Below are 20,882 nucleotides of genomic sequence, written 5' to 3' on the forward strand. Positions count from 1 at the left end.
CCGGGGCTCCTCAGGGAGCGGATGCTAAGACCGGCAGGCTCGAATCCTCTTCACAGAGCAGGTGGTAAGACCGGCAGGCTCGAATCCTCTTCACAGAGCAGGTGGTAAGACCGGCAGGCTCGAATCCTCTTCACAGAGCAGGTGGTAAGACCGGCAGGCTCGAATCCTCTTCACAGAGCATGTGGTAAGACCGGCAGGCTCGAATCCTCTTCACAGAGCGGGTGGCGAACCCAGAGGGCTCGAACCCTCCTCAGGAAGCGGCACCCGCCGTTTCGCCCGCCTCGGCGGCCGCGCTCTTGGCCCACTTGTAGTCGGCCTTGCCCGCGGGTGTGCGCTTCACCTCGTCGACGAACACCACGGTGCGCGGCACCTTGTACCCGGCCAACGACTCTCGACAGTGAGCCTGGATCTCGTCGATGCTCGGTTCGATCGCGTTCTCGGCGACGGCGACGACCGCGGCCACCCGCTGACCGTACTTCGGGTCCGGGACCGGCACGACGAGCGCGTCGGCGATGGCCGGGTGCGCGTGCAGGACAGCCTCGACCTCTTCGGCGTAGACCTTCTCACCGCCGGTGTTGATGCACTGCGACCCCCGCCCGAGGAACACGATGGTGCCATCGGCCTCCACCGTGCCCATATCACCGAGGATCGAGATGCGGGTACCGTCCGGCAGGGTCGGGAAGGTCTTGGCGGTCTTCGCCTCATCCTTGTAGTAGCCCAGCGGCACATTGCCGATCCGCGCGATGTAGCCGACGTCGCCGGAGCCCGGCTCGATCTTGTTGAGCCGCTCGTCGACGACCATCATCTTGTCCGTGGGCGGCACCCGGAGGTTGCCGTTCTCATCCATCATGATCTCGCCGTCGTTGCCCGACTCCGAAGCCCCGAAGTTGTCACGCAGCACCAGATCGGGTTTGACGCCGAGGAATCGGTCGCGGACATGCTGCGACCAGATCGCCCCGCCCGAGGTGACCGAGAACAACGACGACAGGTCGACCTCGCCTGCGCAACGTTCGAACTCCTCGACCAACGGCATGCCCATGGCGTCGCCGACGATCAGGATGATCTGCACCTGTTCTTTCTCGACCTCGGACACGATCGCAGCCGGCTTGAAGTCCCGCTGGATCACCAGCCGTCCGCCGAGCGTGAAGAACGTGAACAGCGAATACGACGCCGCCCCATGCATCAGCGGCGCGGCGAGGAGGAAGGCGATGGACGGGAAATCCTTGACCGCGGTTGCGATCTCACCGAGATCCTTGCGCGCCTCGCCGTACGGGTTGCCACCCGAGAGCGGTTTGCGGAAGAAGTCGTCGTGCTGCCACATGACCCCCTTCGGGTATCCGGTGGTGCCTCCGGTATACAGCAGATACAGTTCTTCGCCGGTGCGTGGCTCGAAATCCCGCTCGGTGGGCTTGGCGTAGGCGTCGGCGAACGACACGATCTCGACCGCGCGTCCGTCCGAGAGGTTCGCGGCCGCGACGGCCAATTCGTCGACGACCTCACCGATCACGAACACCGCACGTACGGTGTGCAACTCGGGCAGGAGCGTGGCGACGCTGCGTTGATGGTCCGGCAGTTCGACGATGATCGCCCGCGAATCCGAATTGTCGAAGATGTAGTGCAGCTCGGGATTGGTGTAGCGGTAGTTGATGTTGACCGGTACCGCACGCACTTTCAACAGTCCCAGCAGGCTCGTGACGTGTTCGACACTGTTCTTCAAGAACAGCGAGACGTTGTCGAACGCGCCGATCCCGTTGTCGGACAGCATGTGTGCGACCTGGTTGGCGAGTCCGTCGAGCTCGGCGTAGCTGATCTGCCTGCCCTCGTAGCTCAATGCGATGCGCTCGGGCACCGAGTCGGCGACCGTCTCGAACACGTCGGCCAGATTGAACTTCATCTCTTCTCCTTGTGAGCGCACCTAGTTAGCTGGAATGTGTGAGAACCAGGCCGCTGGTCGGAACCCCCGTACCCGCGGTCACCACAACTTTCTCGGCGCCCTCGACCTGGTTGACCGAGTCGCCACGCAACTGCCGAACCGCCTCGGCGATACCGTTCATCCCGTGGATGTATGCCTCGCCGAGCTGTCCCCCATGGGTGTTGAGCGGCAATTCACCACCGACCTCCAATGCGCCTGGGCGACGAACGAAATCCTTGGCCTCCCCGCGACCGCAGAACCCGAGTTCCTCGAGCTGCATCAGCGTGTACGGCGTGAAGTGGTCATACAGGATCGCCAGGTCCATGTCGGAGGGTCCGAGGCCCGACTGCTGCCACAACTGCCGCCCGACGAGGCCCATCTCGGGCAGTCCGGCCAGGTCGTCACGGTAATAGCTGGACATGATGAACTGGTCGTCGGCGCTGCCGGCAGCCGCCGCCGAGATGACCGCGGGTCGATGGACGAGGTCGTGGGCACGTTCGGCGGACACCACGACGATGGCCACACCACCATCGGATTCCTGACAGCAGTCGAGCAGGTGCAACGGCTCGGCGATGTAGCGCGAGGACTGGTGATCCTCCAGGGTGATCGGCTTGCCATGGAAGAACGCGTTCGGGTTCACCGCCGCGTGTTTGCGATCGACCACCGCGACCCGGCCGAAATCCTCACTGGTTGCACCGTATTCGTGCATGTAGCGTTGCGCGACCATCGCGACGAACGCAGCCGGGGTGGACAGGCCATGGGGGTAGGAGAAGGCGTTGTCGGTGCCCGAGGAGTTCTCCTGGTTCGCGACGGCGCTGTTGACCTGCCCGAAGCGCAGCCCGGACCTCTCGTTGAACGCCCGATACGCGACGACGACGTCGGCGACGCCGGTCGCCACGGCCATCGCCGCCTGCTGCACGGTCGCGCACGCGGCGCCGCCGCCATAGTGGATGCGGGAGAAATACGTCATCTCCTTGATGCCCACGGCACGGGCGACCGCGATCTCCGCATTCGTGTCCATCGTGAAGGTGACCAGGCCGTCGACGTCGGCCGGTGTCAGGCCGGCGTCGGCAACGGCCGCGGATACGGCCTCGGCGGCCAGCCGGAGCTCGCTGCGGCCGGAGTCCTTGGAGAACTCGGTGGCGCCGATGCCGGCGATCGCGGCCTTCCCGGACAGAGTCGCCATCATTCACCTCCGCCGATGGTCAGGGTGACCGTGGAGATCACATGTTTGCCCAATGAGTTGGTGCCGGTCACCGAGACGGTGACCACCCCGTCGGTGATGTCGGTGACCTCACCGGTGAACGTGACCGAGTCGTAGGCATACCACGGCACACCGAGCTTCAGGTTGATCGAGCGGATACGCGCGGACGGCCCCGCCCAGTCGGTGACGAACCGCTCCACCAGCCCGGTGTCGGTGAGGATGTTGACGAAGATGTCCTTGGAACCCTTCGCCTGGGCCAGGTCCCGGTCGTGATGCACATCCTGGAAGTCGCGGGTGGCCAGCGCGGTCGCCACCACGAAGGTGGGGCCGGCGTCGATGGTCAGCGGCGGCAGGGTGTCGGCAACCCGAACCGGTTGCGGTGCAAGACTGGTCACTTCTCCCCCGATGAGTCGACAGCCGTGAAAGCGTACAGAGTCCAGGCGTCCGAGCCCGAGTCGGCCGGGAAGTCGAGGAAGGTCACCTCGACCGGGAGTCCGATGCGGACGTCGGCGGGATCGATACCGCGGAGTTCGCCTAGCATTCGGACCCCTTCGTCGAGTTCGACGAGAGCGACGACGAACGGCAATTGCCGCCCGGGCACCTTGGGTGCGTGGTGGACGACGTGGCTGTACACCGTCCCCCGCCCCGTCGACACGACGTAGTCGGTCTCGGGCACGCTCCCGTCGGCCTGCCTGGGTTTCCAGGTCGCCGGGATCGGCGGATGTCGAAGTGTCCCGTCCTCGACCTGCTGGATTCGCAGTTCGTGGGCGGCGATTCCGTCCCAGAAGAACGCGGTATCTCGCGAAGCGCTCGGTTTGAGCATTCGCGTCGGGTCGAGGTCGTCGGGCACGGCCGACGTATCCGCCTGCTGCTCCGGCCCTTTTGTCGGTGGACGGAACTTCAGGATGCGGAAGTCCATCTCGGCGACGACTTCCTCGTCGACCGTCCACGTGTTGCGGGTGGTGAAGAACCAGCCCTCGCCCAGTGCGGTGTTCTTGGGGCCGACTACACCGACGAGTTCCGAAGAGATACAGACCTGTTCGCCTGGCCGGGTATAGCGGTGATACACGGTGTCGCAGTTGGTCGCGACAACCGAGGTGTAGCCGGCGTCGTCGAACAGTTCGGTGGCGCGGCCGAGCGGATCATCGTCCGTGCGTGGTCGGTTCAGGCCGCGCATCGTCCACACCTGCGCCATGGCCGGGGGCGCGACGATTCCGGGATGGCCCGCCGCACGGGCGGCGGATTCGTCTGTGTAGATGGGGTTCTCGTCGCCCATCGCCTCGACCCAGTTGTGGATCATCGGTTGGTTGATCGGATCGCGACCCTTCCTCGGTGCGCTCGGGCCGTCGGCCTTGATCGCGTCGGCGGCGGCACGGATGTCGGTGGGGGTGCTCATGCGATCTCCCTGGTGGTCTCGATAGGTCGCTCGGCCGGCGCGCGAAACGCAACCCCACCGTTGGTCGAGTAGCTGACGAGCGACAGCGAGGAAGCGTATCGAGACCCGCCGGCTCGCGAGGTCTCGATACGCCCCTCGGCCGGCACGCGAAACGCAACCCCACCGCTGGTCGAGTAGCTGACGAGCGACAGCGAGGAAGCGTATCGAGACCCGGCGGCTCGCGAGGTCTCGATACGCCCCTCGCCTAGCGGCTCGGGGCTACTCGACCAGCGGAGGGAGTGCTCGCGACAGCGAGGAGGCGTATCGAGACCCCACGCCCGGGGCATCATCGCTTGGCCCTCGGCAATCCGAGTCCGGCCGTGGCGATCATGTCGCGCATCACTTCGTTCACCCCTCCACCGAACGTGATCACCACGTGGCGCTTCTGTTGAACATCAAGCCATTCCACCAATGCGGCCGTCTCGGGATCGGTGAAATCGCCGTAACGACCGACGATCTCATTGATCAGTCGGCAGATGTGCTGCAGCCGCTCGGTGGCGAACACCTTGGTGGCAGCTGCATCGGCCATCGAGATGGCCTCACCGGTCGATGCGACCTGCCAGTTGAGTAGTTCGTTGATACGGGCGTACGCCTCGATCTCGGCCAGTGCGCGCCGCACGTCGGGATGCTTGGCGATCACCGTCCCGTCGGCGCCGGGTTGCTGCGCCCAGGCACGGATGCGCGCGGCGAGTCCGTCGATTCGCCCGGCCGGACCGAGCATGACGCGCTCGTGATTGAGCTGTGTGGTGATCAGCCGCCAACCACCACCCTCGTCCCCGACACGCATCGACACCGGGACACGAACGTCGTTGTAGTACGTCGCATTCACGTGATGCGCGCCGTCGGCGGTGATGATCGGGGTCCAGCTGAATCCCGGATCCTTCGTGTCGACGATGAGGATCGAGATGCCCTTGTGTTTGGGCGCATCCTTGTCGGTGCGCACCGCGAGCCAGATGTAGTCGGCGTCGTGGGCGCCGGTGGTGAAGATCTTCTGCCCGTTGACCACGTAGTGGTCACCGTCGCGCACCGCGGTGGTCGTCAACGACGCGAGGTCGGTGCCGGCGCCCGGCTCGGTGTAGCCGATCGCGAAGTGCACCTCACCGGCGAGGATGTCGGGGAGGAACTTCCGTTTGAGTTCCTCGGTCCCGTGTTCCTGCAGGGTCGGCCCGACGGTCTGCAGAGTGACGGCCGGCAGCGGCACGTCGGCCCGAACCGCCTCGTTGGTGAAGATCTGCTGTTCGATCTCACCGAAACCCTTGCCGCCATACTCTTTCGGCCAGCCCACCCCGAGCCAGCCATCCTTGCCCATCTGCCGGATCACCTTGCGATAGGTGTCACCGTGTCGTTCGGTGAGCATCACCTCGGCGTCGTCGGCGGTGACGAGGTTGGCGAAATAGTCTCGTAGCTCAGCACGCAACGCACGTTGTTCGTCGGTGAGATCAATGAACATCTGCTGCCTGCACTTTCGGGTCGAGCCGCGCGTCCGAGTCGTCGGCGACCTCGTCGAGCCTGGCGTCAGAGCCGCCGATCAGCCGCGCCAGATCCTTGGCGATGGAGAAGTACCGGTGGAGGGGGTAGGTGACATCGACGCCGATGCCGCCGTGCAGGTGGGTCATCGTCCGCAGGGTCGCCGGGATCTCCGCCGCCAGCCAGTAGCTTGCGATACCGAGATCCTGTGTGGCGTCAAGTCCTTCGGTCATCCGCCAGGCCGCTGCGGTGGTCACCAGATTCATCGATCGCGCAATGACATAGATGTCGGCGAGTTGCTGCCCGACCGCCTGGAACAGTGCGATCGGTTTGCCGAACTGCTCACGCTGGGTGACGTGGTCGGCGGTCAGTCGGGTGGCACCGGCGACCAGCCCGTCGGCATAGGCCGACATCGCGAGCCGGTAGAGGTCCCGCAGCGCAGCTCCATCCCCGGTGAGGACGTCGTCGTCCTCGACCGCGACGCCGTCGAAGCGCACCGTGTATTCACCCCAGCCGCTCGACGACGGGGTCCGCGTGAGGGAGACGCCATCGGCACCGGGCGCCAGGATCGCGACGCCGCTGTCGGTGGTCACCAGCAGGGCCGCGGCCCCCTCGGCGTGCAGGACTCCGGTCTTGGTGCCGGTGAGTCGGCCGTCTCGGATCGTCGTACGGGGTGTGCCGGTCAGGGCGTCACCCTGTTCGCCGACGGCGACCGCATGCCACGCGCCGCCGGTGAGAGTGCCGGCCCACTTCGCGCGGGCGTGCGCATCTGCTCCGTGGAGGAGCACCGCCGACGCCAGAGTCCCGAGCGCCGGTGTGACCGCCGCTGACTCACCCATCCGCCGCAGCAGCGGCAGCAGGTCGACCACTGTCACGTCGTCCCCACCGAGATCGGCGGGCAGGGGCAGCGACATCAGACCCGCGTCGTTGATCGACCGCCAGAGAATCTCATCGAAAGCACCCGGACCGGCGGTCCCGAAACCGCGTTGACCGAACTTGGATTCCCAGTCCGGTTGATGCCGGGCGAAAACCTCCGCAGCGGCGTCCCGAACCGCCAGCGCCGTGTCATCGAGGGCAAAGTCCACCCCACTGCCTCCTTGCCACAATTAGAACCTGTTCTAGTTGTATCAGATGGGGTGGCCCACGTGGGCGCTATGGGCCCTCAACTGCCCGTTCACACCGTTCGCGGCCCCAACGGGCCGCTCATCCCCGGGGCAATCCGAGAATCCGTTCCGCCGCGGCGGTACGCAGGATCTGGGTGGTTCCACCGGCAATGGAGAGGCAGCGATTCTGCAGGAAGCCATCCGACGCGTCGCTCGCGGCGACACCGTCGACACCGAGGAGATCCAGGGCGAATTCCGGCACCGCCTGCCGATGCTGGACGCCGATCAGCTTTCGCACACTCGACAGCGCGCCCGGGTCGTGGCCCGCCAGCCGTTGGGTCACCATCCGGGCATCGACGACCCGCCCGACATGCGCCTGTGCGAAGAGCGCTCCGAGGTCGCCGAGTTCACCGGGTCCCAGCGAACGGTCCATGCCACCGATCTGACGCAGCAGCGCCTCCATCTCCTTGCCCAGCCCCGAGCCACCCATGGCGACGCGTTCGTTGGCCAGTGTGGTGCGCGCCAGCCGCCATCCCGCGTTGACCTCGCCGACCACGCAGTCGTCGGGGACGAAGACGTCGTCGAGGAACACCTCGTTGAAGTTCGCGCGACCGGTGAGTTCCCGCAGCGGGCGGATGTCGATGCCCGGTGCACTCATGTCGACGATGAAGTAGGTGATGCCCTTGTGTTTGGGCGCCTCGGGGTCGGTGCGGGCCAGGCAGACCCCCCAGCCGGCGTTGTGCGCCTGCGACGTCCAGATCTTCTGTCCTTGCAGGCGCCAGCCGCCGTCGGCGCGGGTGGCTTTTGTCCGCAGCGCGGCGAGGTCGGAGCCGGCTTCGGGTTCGCTGAACAGCTGGCACCAGACGATGTCGCCGGTCAACGTCGGACCGACGAATCGCTGCCGTTGAGAGTCGGTTCCGTGCTCCAGAATGGTCGGGATCGCCCACGCGCCGATCACCAGGTCGGGCCGCACGATGTCGGCGCGATCGAACTCGGTGTCGATGAGCAGCTGCAACGCCGGTTCGGCATCGAGGCCGTAGGGCCGCGGCCAGTGCGGCATCAGGTAACCGGTCTCGGCCATCACCGCACGCCGCTCGTCCGGGTCCGTCGACGCGAACGCTGCGACGGCGTCGCGCACCTCCTCGCGGCGATCCTCGACCGCGGACAGATCGATCTCGAACTCGCGCCGGGCACCGTCGAGCCCGAGGCGCGCCAGCTCACGTCGAGGGCGGACACCCTGCCCCAGCGCGGCGCGGGCAGTCGCCGCGGCACGCAGGTAGAGGTGCGCGTCGTGCTCGAAGGTGAAGCCGATGCCGCCGAGTACCTGCACGCAGTCCTTGGCATTGGCCACGGCATCCTCGGCGACCACCGCATCGGCGGCGAGGCGACTCAGGCGCAGCTGATCGCGGGCACGCCCGTCACCGTCATCGCCGAGCACCGCATCCACGGCCCGCGCGACGTCCCATGCCACCGCGGTGATCTCCTCACTGCGGCAGAGCATATCGGCGCAGATGTGTTTGATGGCCTGGAACGATCCGATCGGCGAACCGAACTGGGTGCGCACCTTGGCGTAGTCCACCGCGGTGTCCAGACACCAGCGGGCCACCCCACTCTGGTAGGCCGCGAGCGTCGCCGTCAGCACGCCGGCGACCAGATCCGCATCCGCGATCTCGATGATCTCGGCGGGATCGACGCCCCTCAGGCGAACCCGCGAGACCGATTCGGTGCCGCTGATCGCGCCCTGCGGCACCACGTCGCGAGTCCCCACGCCGGGCGGGATGATCCACCAGGCCACGTCGGCCCCGCCGACACTCATCGGCACCAGCAGCGCGTCGCCATCGACGATGCCGGACACCGTTCCCAGATCGACCTCACCATCACGTAAGGCCATCGACTCGTCACCGGAATACGCGCGCGTCGGCGTGGTGACCGACAGCTCACCCGCCACCACGCGCGCGAGAAGGTCTGCGGCACGGTCGTCGGTGCACCGCGAGAGCTCGAGAGCAGCCGCGATCATCGGACCGATCGGCCCCGGAACGAGGCTGACGCCGCATTGTTCGACCATCACCGCGACGTCGGTGAACGTGGCGCCGAATCCTCCGTGCTCCTCGGCGAGCGCACCCGCGAAAAGACCGAACTCGGCCAGTTGGCCGAGCAGTCCGACCCACTGATCCGCCGGTTTGTCGATATCCTGACGAACGAGTTCAGTGGTGTGGACGCCGCGCGCCCAGGTTGCGATCGCGTCACGGACTGCGATCTGTTCGGTTGACGTGGCGATTGTCACGTGAATCCTCTGTCTATCAGGTTGTGACGGGCAATTAGAACCTGTTCTAATATGCCATGGGTGGTTGCCGACCGGTAGGCACCCGGCACCAGGTCCCATCAGGGTCCGAATCACGTGAGGATGTCTGCGAGCCCATGGCACGATCTGCACCGGCCAACGCGTCCGTCGAATCGGCGGCGCCGTCCGCCCCGACGACCGGCGCGTCGTCGGGAGGAACCGAGACCGGCTCGGCCGCTCAGCGCGAGCGCCGTCGCCGCATTCTCGACGCCACGCTTGCCCTGGCCTCCAAGGGCGGTTACGACGCCGTCCAGATGCGGACCGTGGCCGACAAGGCCGATGTGGCCGTCGGCACGCTCTACCGCTATTTCCCGTCGAAGGTGCACCTGCTCGTGACCGCACTGGCGCGCGAATTCGAGCGCGTCGAATCGCGCGTCGACCGCTCTCAGCTGCGCGGCGACAACGCCATCGAACGGCTACGCCACGTGCTCGACATGATCACCTACGCCATGCAACGTGACCCGCTGCTCACCGAGGCCATGACGCGGGCGTTCATGTTCGCCGACGCGTCGGCGACCGCCGAGGTCGATCAGGTGGCCGGCATCATCGACCGACTGCTGGCCGGAGCGATGGTCGACGAAGGCGAGCCCGGCGAAGAGGACCTCGCGATCGCGCGTGTCATCTCCGATGTGTGGATGTCGAATCTGGTGCAGTGGCTGACCCGCCGCGCCTCGGCGACCGACGTGACCAACCGTCTCGAGCTGACCGTCCGACTGCTGCTCAAGGACCGGATCAGCTAGGTCACCTGGCGTGCGAGGTCTCGATACCGATCTTCGCTGCCGCTCATCACCTACGGCCCCGCTGATCGAGTAGTCCGAGCCGCCAGGCGAGGACGTATCGAGATCCCGCTACATCAATGCCCAACCGGCGCCGGGCTCTTGGCCTTCGCCGGCTTCGGGTTGAGGTCGGCGGAGATCATCGGCCAGGTGCGACGCAGGTCGGACTCCCAGTACTCCCAGGAATGCGTACCGGTCGGGCGCGCAATCAACTTCATCGGGACGCGCAGGCCACGAAGGCGGGCGGCCATGTCCTGCGTGCACTGATTGACCGCGGCTTCGATGATGCCGCCGAGCACCACCTGATTCGCGAGCGTCAACGGATTTCCCTGCACCAACCGCGCATTCATCTGGTCATACGGTCCCGGCAATCCTGTTCCGCTGGTCATGTACACCTTGGTGCTGCGTAGCTTGGCGGCGTTGATGAACGGATCGTTCTCGCGCCAGCCCGGCCCGCCGACCGGACCCCACATATTGTCGAGGTTGCCCTGTCCGCGATCGGCGACGACCATCCGAATGTAGGCTTGGCCCAACTGATCACTGGTCCGTGCACACCCGCTGTAGGCGGCGACGGAGCGATACAGGTGCGGTGCGGCGATCGCCAGATTGAGCACCGACGTCCCTGCCATCGAGATCCCCGCAATCGCGTTGACCTTCGTTGTGTTGAACTCCTTGTCGATCAGTGGGGGCAGTTCCTTGGTGAGGAAGGTCTGCCATTTGTTGCGGCCGAGGACGGGGTCGTCGCGGCGCCAATCCGTGTAGTACGAGAACGCACCCCCGATCGGGGTCACCACGTAGACATTCTTGTCCGCGAAGAACTTGACATAGTCGGTCTTGGCCGCCCACGTCGCGGAGTCCTCACCGCCACCGGCGCCGTTGAGCAGGTAGAACGTGGGACGCGGCTTGGTGTTGTCACGGGGCAGGAGCACGGTGATCGGGATCATCTTTCGCATCGCCGCCGAATAGACGATCGCGGTGACCTGCTGTTTGTTGTCATGGATGATCGTGTCGATCCGGGACACCGCGGGGTCGGGTGTCGGGGCCGCCGACGCGGCCGCCGCGCCGAGTGTCAGCGCGACCGCGGTAGCCGTCACCGCACCGACCCACGCACGCCACCGTCGACCCGAACGTGCGCCCACCATCAAGTCCCCTTCAGTCACATTTGTCACATCTGTCACAAATGCTAGCTGTGGCCACCACCCAAGCCCAAGCCGAGGAACACCTTGTTAGGTGTTTGTGACGTGCGGTCGTCGCGGCATCATCATCGCGAACATCGGGCGAAGACAGTCGGCCAGATCGGCGTCCGGATGGGCGAGCCAACGCTCGTGACCGGCCGACGACGCCGCGAGCACGGCAAACGCGACGGCCAGTGGATACTGCCCGTCGGGGTGATCTCCGGTGCGGCGCGCGACGAAATCGGCAATGACCGCACGCCACTGTCGATAGACGGCGTTCGCATGCGCCTGCACCGCCGGGGTGTTCAGGATCAGTTCCGCGCGCTGACGCGCCCATTCGGCTTCGGGCCGACCGTGGTCGATCGCCGAGATGAACGCCTGCGCAACCACATCCGCCGGTTCGGCCGCCTGCGGTGACGACTCCAGAGCCTTGCGGAACTCGGCGAGTTCGGCATCCGACTCCACCCACACCACGTCGGCCTTGGTGGCGAAGTACCGGAAAAAGGTACGCCGGCTCACCCCCACCGCGGCCGCGATCTGCTCGACACTGGTCTCGTCGAACCCGTCACGGAGGAACAATCGTTGCGCCGCGGCCGCGAGTTCGTGTGCGCTGGTACTTGCCGGACGACCGCCACGGTCCACACCTGCATCGACAGACGACTTGCCGACTCCGGAGCGCGTGGTCTCGGTTCCCATCGCATCATGGTCGCATCACTGCCCGGCCACCACGGGATTTGCGATTTCACCGCGTTTTGACACCGTGTGACATATCGTGGCGCTGAGACGTGGATCACACGGTCGGGGTGAAGAGGAGTTACTTCAGATGGGCAAGTTGGATGGCAAGGTCGCCTTCATCACCGGAGCGGCCCGCGGGCAGGGACGAAGTCACGCGATCCGGCTCGCACAGGAAGGCGCCGACATCATCGCAGTCGACGTCAGCGAGCAGATCGACACCGTTCCCTACGCCACCGCACGCCCCGGTGACCTGGAACAGACCGTCAAGGAGGTCGAGGCGCTCGATCGGCGGATCATCGCTTCCGAGGTCGACGTAAGGGATCTGTCCGGGCTGACAAAGGCCGCGGCCGACGGCGTTGCCGCACTCGGGCGCCTCGACATCGTCCTCGCCAACGCCGGAATCAGCACGATGGCTCCCACCCTCGAGATGGACGAACAGATGTGGGACACCATGATCGAGATCAATCTGACCGGCGTGTGGAAGACGGTCCGGGCCGCGGTGCCCCACATCGTCGCCGGCGGCCGTGGTGGTGCGGTCGTTCTCACCAGCTCACTGGCGGCGATCACGGTCAACGAGAACATCGCCCATTACTCGGCAGCCAAACACGGACTGATCGGCCTGATGCGGGTGCTCGCCAAGGAATTGGGGCCGCAGAACATTCGGGTCAACACCGTGCATCCGACGACGGTGGCGACCGACATGATCCTCAACGACGCCACCTACCAGCTGTTCCGACCCGACCTCGAACACCCGACCCGTGCGGATTTCGAAGAGGCTGCGCGCGAGATGAATCGGCTACCCGTCCCGATGGTCGAGCCGATCGACATCTCCAACGCCATCCTCTATCTCGTCTCCGACGACGGGCGCTACGTCACCGGCACGACGCACGTCGTCGACGCCGGCGGACGTCTGTAGATCACTTTCACGCAACCGAATCCGATGACAAAGGAGTCACCATGGGCTTATTGGACGGCAAGACCGCACTCATCACCGGCGGCGCACGAGGGCAGGGACGCGCACACGCCGTGACGTCGGCGCGCGAAGGTGCCGACGTCATCCTTCTCGACATCACCAAGCAGATCGAGTCGGCCAACTATCCTCTCGCCACCGCCGAGGACATGGCCGAAACAGTACGTCAGGTCGAGGAACTCGACCGCCGTGCGGTGTCCTTCGATGCCGACGTCCGCGATCAGTCGCAACTCGATGCGGCGGTCGCCGCCGGCATCGCGGAGTTCGGCAAGATCGACATCCTCATCGCCAATGCCGGCATCTGGACTCGCGCCCCGTTCTGGGAGATGACCGATGACATGTGGCAGGACATGTTGGATGTCAACCTGACCGGGGTCTGGAAGTCCGCCAAGGCGGTGGCTCCGCACATGATCGAGAGGCAGACCGGATCCATCGTGATCACGTCGTCGGTGAACGGTCTCGAGCCGGGAATGAACTACGCACACTATGTCGCGACGAAGCATGGCGTGATCGGACTGATGAAGAACATCGCTCTCGAATTGGCCCCGCATGGAATCCGCTGTAACTCCATCAATCCCGGTGCGATCCTGACACCGATGACCAACCAGCAGGCGGCCTGGGACATGTTTGCCGGGCACGAGGGCGGTACCCCAGACGATCTCGTCGCCGGCGGATACGGTTTCCACGCACTCAAGGGCACCAGTTTCATGCCTCCGGAGGTCATCGCGAACACCGCGCTGTACCTGAACTCGGAACTCGCGGCCACCGTCACCGGGGTGACCATCCCGGTCGATGCCGGACACATGCTGCTCACCGGCGTCAACCAGGAACCGGTGATGTGAACGTCAACCCATCGACGCTCGACGACACCGATGACCTCGCCGCGATCCGAGCACGGATCGCGGCGCAGGTCGTCGGCCGAGAGCGCGAACTCGATCTGGTGCTCGCAACGGTTGCGGCGGGTCGCGACCTGGTCCTCGAGGGTCCACCCGGCACATCGAAAAGCACACTGCTGCGGGCGATCACCACCGAGTGGGGCATCCCCCTCGTGCTCGTGGAGGGAAATGCGGATCTGACACCGAGCCGGCTCGTCGGCCACCACAATCCGTCACGGGTGCTGCGTGAGGATTACAGTGCCGACAACTTCGTCGACGGCCCACTCCTGGAGGCGATGCGCGCCGGGGGCTTCCTCTACGTCGAAGAGTTCAACCGTGCGCCCGAGGACACCATCGACACCTTGCTGACCGCGATGGCCGAGCGGATCATCACCGTCCCTCGCGTCGGCTCCGTGACGGCGCGGCCCACCTTCCGGGTCGTCGCGTCGATGAACCCCTACGACAATGTCGGCACGACCCGATTGTCGACCTCCGTGCATGACCGGATGTGTCGGCTCGTCGTCGACTATCAGGAGGCGGATGCCGAACGCGAGATCGTCTCTCGAAGGTCCGCCCCAGTCGCGCCCCGGGTTGTTGCCGACGCGGTGGCCGTCACCCGGGTGACACGAGTCCGTGAGGACATTCGACAAGGCAGCAGCGTCCGCGGAGCCATCGACCTCGCCATGGTCGCCGCCCAGCTGTGCGCGATGCGTGGCGTGCCGATCCCGGACGGTGACAGTGTCGATCCCCCACGCGATCTGCCGGACGGCTACACGTCGGCATTCCTCGACGCGATGCAGGTGTCGCTGTCGGGGCGGATCCATCTGGACGACACCGCCTTCACCACCGCCGAGGGTATCCTCACCGAGATCTGGCAGGACCACTTCTTCCTCAGACCGGCGGCCGCTGCGCCCGGTTGAAGAGCCGTCGAGGCGGATTCACCGCTGACGAAGCCGTCATCCATACCTCGCCGGCAGGGCCGTCGAACGTTGAAGCCGTTGCGGCGCAAGCCCAAGCACCTTGACGACGTGCCCGACCTGTTCGTGCCGGCTTCTCGCGGTGGCGGACTGGTCCTGGCCGGATCGCGTGGCCGCAACGAACAGCGGTTGGCGGGTCGGGGTTCGGCGGGTCCCACCGGCGAGACCGACGAAGGTGGCAACCTCGACGACGTCGGCGCACCGCTGGTCTCTGACGACGAGGTCCGCGAGCGTGCGCGCCGGATCGCACGGAAACTTGCTCTCGCGCAGATCATCCGCACTCGCGAGGCGCCTCGGTCGGCGACCGGTTCGCTGGTGACCAGGCGTTGGCGAGGCGACTCCGACGAGATCGACCTCGACGCCACCCTGGAGGTGGTCTCCGGGAACCCGCTCCCGGCCGACGACGACATCTTGGTCCGGCTCCGTGTCCGTCGTCGACGGTCGGTCATGCTGGTGGTCGACATCTCCGGGTCTGCCCGCGGCGAGCAGGTCCGTACGGCCGCCGCCACAGTGGGCGCGCTGGTCGGCGAATTCTCCCGGGATGCGGTGGGCGTCGTCGCGTTCTGGTCGGACGCCGCGCTGATCTCACCACTGGGTGAACCGGTCGACCCCGATCGGGTGGTCGACGGTCTGCTCACGCTGCCCGCGCGAGGACTCACGAATGTGGCCTTCGCGCTGGCGACAGCGGCCGACGAACTGCGCGGGGTGCCGCCGACCGACGCGCGGGTCCTGCTGTTGAGTGATTGCGTCCACAACGCCGGTCCTGACCCACGTTCGGCCGCAGCCACAGTCGGCCGACTCGATGTGCTGCTCGACGTGTCCGGCGAACACGATGTGGATCTCGGACGAGATCTCGCGCTCGTCGGTCACGGACGGTGTGTGCCGATCCGCGACGACCGAGGTGTGGCGCCCGCCTTGCAGCGCATCTTCGCGCCATGACGGATCAGGCGGCGAATGCTCAGCGGTGGGTGAACTTCGGTTCGCGCTTCTCCACGAACGCCGCCATCCCCTCGGTCTGGTCATCGGTGGCGAAGGTCGAATAGAACAATGCACGTTCGGCCCGGATACCCTCGGCGAGTCCGGATTCGAAGGCCCGGTTGACCGCGTCTTTGGCCAGTGACGCGGCGATGAACGATTTCGAGGCGATCGTCTCGGCTACTTCCTTGGCCGTGGACAGGCAGTCCTCCGCGGGTACGACCCGTGACACGAGACCGAGGCGCTCGGCCTCGTCGACCTTCATGTTCCGGCCGGTGAGGACCAGGTCCATCGCCTTCGCCTTGCCCACCGCGCGGGTGAGTCGTTGCGAGCCACCGATTCCCGGGATGACGCCGAGATTGATCTCCGGCTGCCCGAACACCGCATTGTCCCCGGCGATCAGGATGTCGCAGATCATCGCCAGCTCGCAGCCGCCGCCGAGCGCATAGCCGGTGACCGCCGCGATCAGCGGCGTACGCAGTCGGGACAGATCGTCCCAGGCGCCGAAGAACTGCTCGGAGACGACGTCGCTGTAGGACTTCGCCGACATCTCCTTGATGTCCGCGCCGGCCGCGAACGCACGCTGGGAGCCGGTGATCACGATGGCGCCGATATCCGGGTCGCGATCGAGTTCGGCCGCCGCACCGACGACCTCACGCATCAAGGTCGTGTTCAGTGCGTTGAGGGCTTTCGGCCGGTTCAGCGTGATGACGCCCACGCGTCCGTCACGTTCGACGACGATCGTCTCGAGGTCAGACACTCGAATCCTCCTGTGGTGCAGCATTGATGGTCAGTTCCAGCTCGTCGGGAAGGGGCGCGAAGAAGGCGTCGACCTCGGCCACTGTGACCGCCGAGTGGTCGGCGTGCCGCCAGGACGGATTGCGGTCCTTGTCGATGACCTGCGCGCGGATGCCCTCGGCCATGTCGGGGTTGAGCAGGCTCCGCAGCGAGACCCGGTACTCGCGACGCAGCGTGTCGGTCAGCGTGGGTTGCTCGTCGCGTAGCGAACGTAGGGTCACTGCCAGCGCGAGAGGACTCTTCGCCGTGATCGTGGCGGCGGCCTTGTCGGCCTCTTCGGTTCCGACGGCCCGGCACCGGTCGATGATCCCGGCGACCGAGTCGGCGGCAAAGGCGTCGCGAATCCAGTCGCGCTGCGCAGCCACCTTCGACTCGGGTGGTTGCTGGGCGTACTTCGCGAGCGCGTCGGCGACCGAGGTTTCCCCGATGGCCTGCCGGAAGGCGTCGAGGTCATCAGCGGGGACAAAGTGGTCGGCGAGCCCCATCGCGATGGCATCTGCCCCGGACAGCGACCCCGCGGTGAGCGCCGCGTAGGCGCCGAGGTTGTCGGGCACCCGGGCCAGGACGTGGGTGCCGCCGACGTCCGGAACGAACCCGATGCCCACCTCCGGCATCGCCAGTCGGGTGCGGTCGGTCACGATCCGGGTGTTGGCGTGCGCGGAGATCCCGACGCCGCCCCCCATGACAATGCCGTCCATGATCGCGACGTACGGCTTCGGATAGCGCGCGATGTCGGCATTGAGGCGGTACTCATCGGCCCAGAACTGTGCCGAGGGACAGGCGGCCGCGTCGGCGTCATCAGCACCGGCGCCGCTCAACCGCGCTGCATCGCGGTGGATCGAGACGATGTCGCCGCCGGCGCACAAGCCCCGCTCACCTGCACCGATGAGGACCACGGCATCGATGCTGCCGTCCGCGGCCCACGCCCGCAGCAGGTCGTCCATCGCGGTGACCATCGGATGGTCGAGCGCGTTGATCGACTTCGGGCGGTTCAGTGTCAGCGTCGCGACCCCGTTGTCGATCGCCGACAGCACAGACGGTTCGTCCACCATGACACGGTCTCCTCGCTGATTCGTCCGTTTCCTCACAAGATAGTTGCATATCCTAGTAAAGGAGTACAGGGCCGATTGCGCCGGGTCTATGACCGCGCGTGCACGAACACCTCGACGGCGGCGCTGAGCACGGCGGCTCCGTGCTGATTGACCACTTCGGCGGTGAGGGTGACCAGAGCCCGGCGACGGTCGTCGAAGATGATGTCGTCGATCTTCATCGCGCCGCTCAGCGTGTCACCGGCACGAACGGGGCGCAGAAACCGGACATCGCCCAGACGGCGGCCGGCGACAACATTCCATCGGGAGAATGCGGCCTCGACCGCCAGACGTTGATAGATGGCGATGGTGTGGATGCCACTCGCGATCAGCCCGCCATAGGCTCCGCCGTCAGCGATCTCCTTGTCCACGTGAAACCCTTGCGGGTCCCATTGCCGGGCGAAGTCGACGAGCTCGGGCTCGGTCACGGCATGCGAGCCGAGCTGATACCGATGACCGATCCGTAGATCGTCGGCGTAGGCGGTGCCAGGAAGATCGTTCACACCGAGCAGGCTAACGTCGCACCCTGGTAGTCCTCACGGCCCGGTTACCGCATCAGCCCGCGACCGCACCGCCGAGTTGCGACTCCTCCTCTTCGGCTTCCTTCCGCGATTCCTCGATGTAGAACCCAACCTGGTCGGTGGGCAGCTTCACCCACCAGGCGAGCCCGAAGATGACGGCGGAGAAGACGAAAGTCACCGGGATTGCCGTGCCGAAGTGGAGAACCCCTTGGCCGCCACCGTAATCCCCCAGCCAGGAGATGAGTGCGAGCCCGCCCAGCCACGGCACATACCAGACGGCACCCTGCCAATCCCAGTTGTGCAGCCGTTCCCGTTGCTTGTTGACGGCCACCGTCACACCGAGCAACACCACACCGAGCAGCACCGCGATGAAGAGCTTCTCGTTGGTCGACCAGCCGGTCCAGTACACGATCAGGTTGGCCGACCAGAACGCGAGGAAGGCGATCACGTGGACGCCGGGCAGCTTGAACGGCCGCTCCTGAGTGGGGATCTGCTTACGGAGCGTCACCACTGCGAGCGGACCCGAGCCGAAGGACAACACGGTCGCCGAGGTGATGAATCCGACGAGCTGCTGCCAACTGGGAAACGGCAGGAAGAGGATGAGTCCGACGATGAATGCGAGGATCATGCTCACCAGCGGAACCCCGCGGCTCGTGGTTCGACCCAGGGAATCCGGAGCATTACCGTTGCGCGACATGGCATATGAGATCCGTGCGGTCACCGTGGTGTAGACCAGGCCGGTACCGGCGGGCGACACAACCGCGTCGATGTAGAGCAGCGTCGCGAGCCAGCCGAGGCCGAGCATCGTGGCGATCGCGGCCAGCGGACCGAAGTCGTTGGTGAAGCTGATCTTGCTCCACCCGTCGGCGATGTCGCTGGGGTTGACGGACCCGATGAACGCCACCTGCAACAGGACGTAGATCACGACGGTCAGCAGCACGGAACCGATGACCGCGAACGGAACGTTGCGCTTCGGGTTGTCGGTCTCACCGGCGAGCTCGATACCCTGCCGGAACCCCAGGTAGGAGAACACGATTCCGGACGTGGCGATGGCGGTGAACACACCATGCCACCCTTCCGGCTTGAAGCCCTGCGAGGTGAAGTTGTCGGTGTTGAACTGCGTGAGGGCGAAGGCCACGATCACCAGGATGATGATCGCCAGCTTCCACCAGACGACGACGTTGTTGACATGCGCGAACCAGCGGATGCCGTAGTAGTTGATCACCACGAACACCGCCATCGCGATGACCGCCGCCACCATGCCGAGCCCGGTCAGGGTATGCACCGATGATCCGTCCACGGTGTGCTCACTGGTGAACGGGGCGTACTTGGTGGCGTAGGTCAACGCGCCCTCGACCTCGATGGGCGCCACCGATGCGCAGGCGACCCACGTGATCCAGCCGGTCAGATAGCTGGAGAACGATCCGAAGGCGATGTGCGGAAAACGTACGACACCACCGGAGAGCGGGAACATCGCGCCGAGTTCGGCGTAACACAGCCCGATCATCAAGATCATCAGGCCACCGAGGGCCCACGAGATGATCGCGGCCGGGCCGGCTGTCTGGGAGGCGTTCATGGCGCCGAACAGCCATCCGGATCCGATGATCGACCCGACGCCCGCGAACAGCAGGCCGATCCGGCCGACGTGCCGCCGCAGAGGCGGACTACCGGATTCGGCGGCGGGGTCGCTCTTTGTGGGTGTGGCCATGCCAATCTCCTCTCCGGCGTTGTCGATGAACGCCGGGCGGGTTCGATGGTCGTCGGTGTCGGGTCACGACACCGTCCGTTCAACGTTAGGACGGCAAACGGTTTCGTGCTCGCCAACTCGGAAAGTCTTACACAGGAAGGCATTTCGCCCAAAAGATGCATTTCGGACGAAACGCCCGAACGGATGGTCGCCGCGCCCGCCGGTGACGGACACACCGACTGCCTACGATGGACGTCATGAGCCCCGATCTTCCGCCCGCCGAACGCCGCGCCGTCGACCCACAGAAGGGACAGTTCGCACAAGTCGCGAAACTGCCTGCAGACCAACCGATCACGATGCTCAACCTGCTGCGGTTTCGTGACACCGCGGACTATTCGCACGCCGCCGACCTCGCACCGGCACAACCGATCTCAGGCGCCGCAGCGTATGACCTCTACGGCGAGGCAGCCATGCCGCACATCCGCAAGACCGGTGCCGAGGTTCTCTACCACGGCACCTGCGGACCGACGGTCATCGGTCCGCTCGACGAACAGTGGGACTCGATCCTTCTGGTCCGCTACCCGACTCCGGGCGCCTTCCTCGACATGGTCACCGACCCCGAGTATCAATCGCTGTCGCGACACCGCACCGCGGCGATCGCCGATTCGCGCCTGATCGCAACGACCGCCTGACCGGCACAACCGATCCATGTCCGACGAGTGGGTGGACACGAACGTCACGATCCGCCCACCACTCGATCCTCGAGGAGGTCGCGCCAGCGGAGGGCAGCACACGTTGGGTCGGCCCTTCGTGACGCTCGCAAGCTCGCTCCTCAGGGACCGG

19 protein-coding genes are annotated in these 20,882 nt (G+C 65.8%); 6 read left to right on the top strand and 13 right to left on the bottom strand.

Annotation, left to right across the window (positions count from 1 at the left end; all coding sequences use genetic code 11):
• Positions 1-250: 250 nt before the first annotated feature.
• The 7 genes from AC4AMJ_RS19855 to AC4AMJ_RS19885 all read right to left on the bottom strand — a co-directional run bounded on the left by AC4AMJ_RS19855 (position 251) and on the right by AC4AMJ_RS19885 (position 9,405).
• Positions 251-1,894, bottom strand: coding sequence for an AMP-binding protein (locus tag AC4AMJ_RS19855; protein WP_489914204.1), 1,644 nt, complete (start codon positions 1,892-1,894; stop codon positions 251-253).
• Positions 1,895-1,919: 25 nt separating this feature from the next.
• Entirely contained in the window at positions 1,920-3,098 is a 1,179-nt protein-coding gene (locus AC4AMJ_RS19860; RefSeq protein WP_489914206.1) for a lipid-transfer protein, read from the bottom strand.
• On the bottom strand, positions 3,098-3,511 hold the full coding sequence (locus AC4AMJ_RS19865; protein WP_489914208.1) for a MaoC family dehydratase: 414 nt from the start codon (positions 3,509-3,511) through the stop codon (positions 3,098-3,100). The genes AC4AMJ_RS19860 and AC4AMJ_RS19865 overlap by 1 nt, the downstream gene beginning before the upstream one ends.
• Positions 3,508-4,512: a bifunctional MaoC family dehydratase N-terminal/OB-fold nucleic acid binding domain-containing protein gene (locus AC4AMJ_RS19870; protein WP_489914210.1), complete on the bottom strand. Its 1,005-nt coding sequence runs from the start codon at positions 4,510-4,512 to the stop codon at positions 3,508-3,510. The genes AC4AMJ_RS19865 and AC4AMJ_RS19870 overlap by 4 nt, the downstream gene beginning before the upstream one ends.
• Before the next feature lie 325 nt (positions 4,513-4,837).
• On the bottom strand, positions 4,838-6,001 hold the full coding sequence (locus tag AC4AMJ_RS19875; RefSeq protein ID WP_489914212.1) for an acyl-CoA dehydrogenase family protein: 1,164 nt from the start codon (positions 5,999-6,001) through the stop codon (positions 4,838-4,840).
• Entirely contained in the window at positions 5,991-7,103 is a 1,113-nt protein-coding gene (locus AC4AMJ_RS19880; protein WP_489914214.1) for an acyl-CoA dehydrogenase family protein, read from the bottom strand. The genes AC4AMJ_RS19875 and AC4AMJ_RS19880 overlap by 11 nt, the downstream gene beginning before the upstream one ends.
• A gap of 118 nt (positions 7,104-7,221) precedes the next feature.
• On the bottom strand, positions 7,222-9,405 hold the full coding sequence (locus tag AC4AMJ_RS19885; RefSeq protein ID WP_489914216.1) for an acyl-CoA dehydrogenase family protein: 2,184 nt from the start codon (positions 9,403-9,405) through the stop codon (positions 7,222-7,224).
• A gap of 134 nt (positions 9,406-9,539) precedes the next feature.
• Between AC4AMJ_RS19885 and kstR the strand changes: the two genes are divergently transcribed.
• Positions 9,540-10,202: a cholesterol catabolism transcriptional regulator KstR gene (gene kstR, locus AC4AMJ_RS19890; RefSeq protein ID WP_489899415.1), complete on the top strand. Its 663-nt coding sequence runs from the start codon at positions 9,540-9,542 to the stop codon at positions 10,200-10,202.
• A 113-nt stretch (positions 10,203-10,315) separates the two neighbouring features.
• On the opposite strand, the gene AC4AMJ_RS19895 is transcribed toward kstR, so the two are convergent.
• Both AC4AMJ_RS19895 and AC4AMJ_RS19900 read right to left on the bottom strand, forming a co-directional pair.
• Positions 10,316-11,380, bottom strand: a complete 1,065-nt coding sequence (locus AC4AMJ_RS19895) for an alpha/beta hydrolase (RefSeq protein ID WP_489918473.1) — start codon at positions 11,378-11,380, stop codon at positions 10,316-10,318.
• Between the two features lie 84 nt (positions 11,381-11,464).
• Positions 11,465-12,109: an acyl-CoA-like ligand-binding transcription factor gene (locus AC4AMJ_RS19900; RefSeq protein WP_489899414.1), complete on the bottom strand. Its 645-nt coding sequence runs from the start codon at positions 12,107-12,109 to the stop codon at positions 11,465-11,467.
• Positions 12,110-12,236: 127 nt separating this feature from the next.
• On the opposite strand from AC4AMJ_RS19900, the gene AC4AMJ_RS19905 reads away from it, so the two are divergent.
• The 4 genes from AC4AMJ_RS19905 (at position 12,237) to AC4AMJ_RS19920 (ending at position 15,909) form a co-directional block, all read left to right on the top strand.
• Positions 12,237-13,064 (top strand): mycofactocin-coupled SDR family oxidoreductase, encoded by an 828-nt coding sequence (locus AC4AMJ_RS19905; RefSeq protein WP_489899413.1) that lies wholly within the window; start codon positions 12,237-12,239, stop codon positions 13,062-13,064.
• A gap of 41 nt (positions 13,065-13,105) precedes the next feature.
• Positions 13,106-13,960 (top strand): mycofactocin-coupled SDR family oxidoreductase, encoded by an 855-nt coding sequence (locus AC4AMJ_RS19910; protein ID WP_489914218.1) that lies wholly within the window; start codon positions 13,106-13,108, stop codon positions 13,958-13,960.
• Positions 13,961-14,004: 44 nt separating this feature from the next.
• Positions 14,005-14,913: an AAA family ATPase gene (locus tag AC4AMJ_RS19915; RefSeq protein ID WP_489918474.1), complete on the top strand. Its 909-nt coding sequence runs from the start codon at positions 14,005-14,007 to the stop codon at positions 14,911-14,913.
• A 108-nt stretch (positions 14,914-15,021) separates the two neighbouring features.
• Entirely contained in the window at positions 15,022-15,909 is an 888-nt protein-coding gene (locus tag AC4AMJ_RS19920; protein ID WP_489914220.1) for a VWA domain-containing protein, read from the top strand.
• A gap of 19 nt (positions 15,910-15,928) precedes the next feature.
• Here AC4AMJ_RS19920 and AC4AMJ_RS19925 read toward each other — a convergent pair whose 3' ends face one another.
• The 4 genes from AC4AMJ_RS19925 to AC4AMJ_RS19940 all read right to left on the bottom strand — a co-directional run bounded on the left by AC4AMJ_RS19925 (position 15,929) and on the right by AC4AMJ_RS19940 (position 20,060).
• A complete protein-coding gene (locus AC4AMJ_RS19925) occupies positions 15,929-16,705 on the bottom strand; it encodes an enoyl-CoA hydratase (protein ID WP_489914222.1) in 777 nt (258 codons plus the stop codon).
• A complete protein-coding gene (locus AC4AMJ_RS19930; protein ID WP_489914224.1) occupies positions 16,698-17,795 on the bottom strand; it encodes an enoyl-CoA hydratase/isomerase family protein in 1,098 nt (365 codons plus the stop codon). The genes AC4AMJ_RS19925 and AC4AMJ_RS19930 overlap by 8 nt, the downstream gene beginning before the upstream one ends.
• 86 nt (positions 17,796-17,881) lie before the next feature.
• Positions 17,882-18,334: a MaoC/PaaZ C-terminal domain-containing protein gene (locus AC4AMJ_RS19935; protein WP_489914226.1), complete on the bottom strand. Its 453-nt coding sequence runs from the start codon at positions 18,332-18,334 to the stop codon at positions 17,882-17,884.
• Between the two features lie 52 nt (positions 18,335-18,386).
• Positions 18,387-20,060 carry an APC family permease gene (locus tag AC4AMJ_RS19940; RefSeq protein WP_489914228.1) on the bottom strand — a complete coding sequence of 558 codons (1,674 nt, stop codon included), beginning with the start codon at positions 20,058-20,060 and terminating at the stop codon, positions 18,387-18,389.
• A 236-nt stretch (positions 20,061-20,296) separates the two neighbouring features.
• Here AC4AMJ_RS19940 and AC4AMJ_RS19945 point away from each other — a divergent pair, with 236 nt between their 5' ends.
• Complete coding sequence (locus tag AC4AMJ_RS19945; RefSeq protein ID WP_489914230.1) at positions 20,297-20,731, top strand: DUF1330 domain-containing protein; 435 nt, start codon at positions 20,297-20,299, stop codon at positions 20,729-20,731.
• The last annotated feature ends 151 nt before the right edge of the window (positions 20,732-20,882 follow it).

Source organism: Gordonia sp. LMA484 (assembly GCF_058129505.1).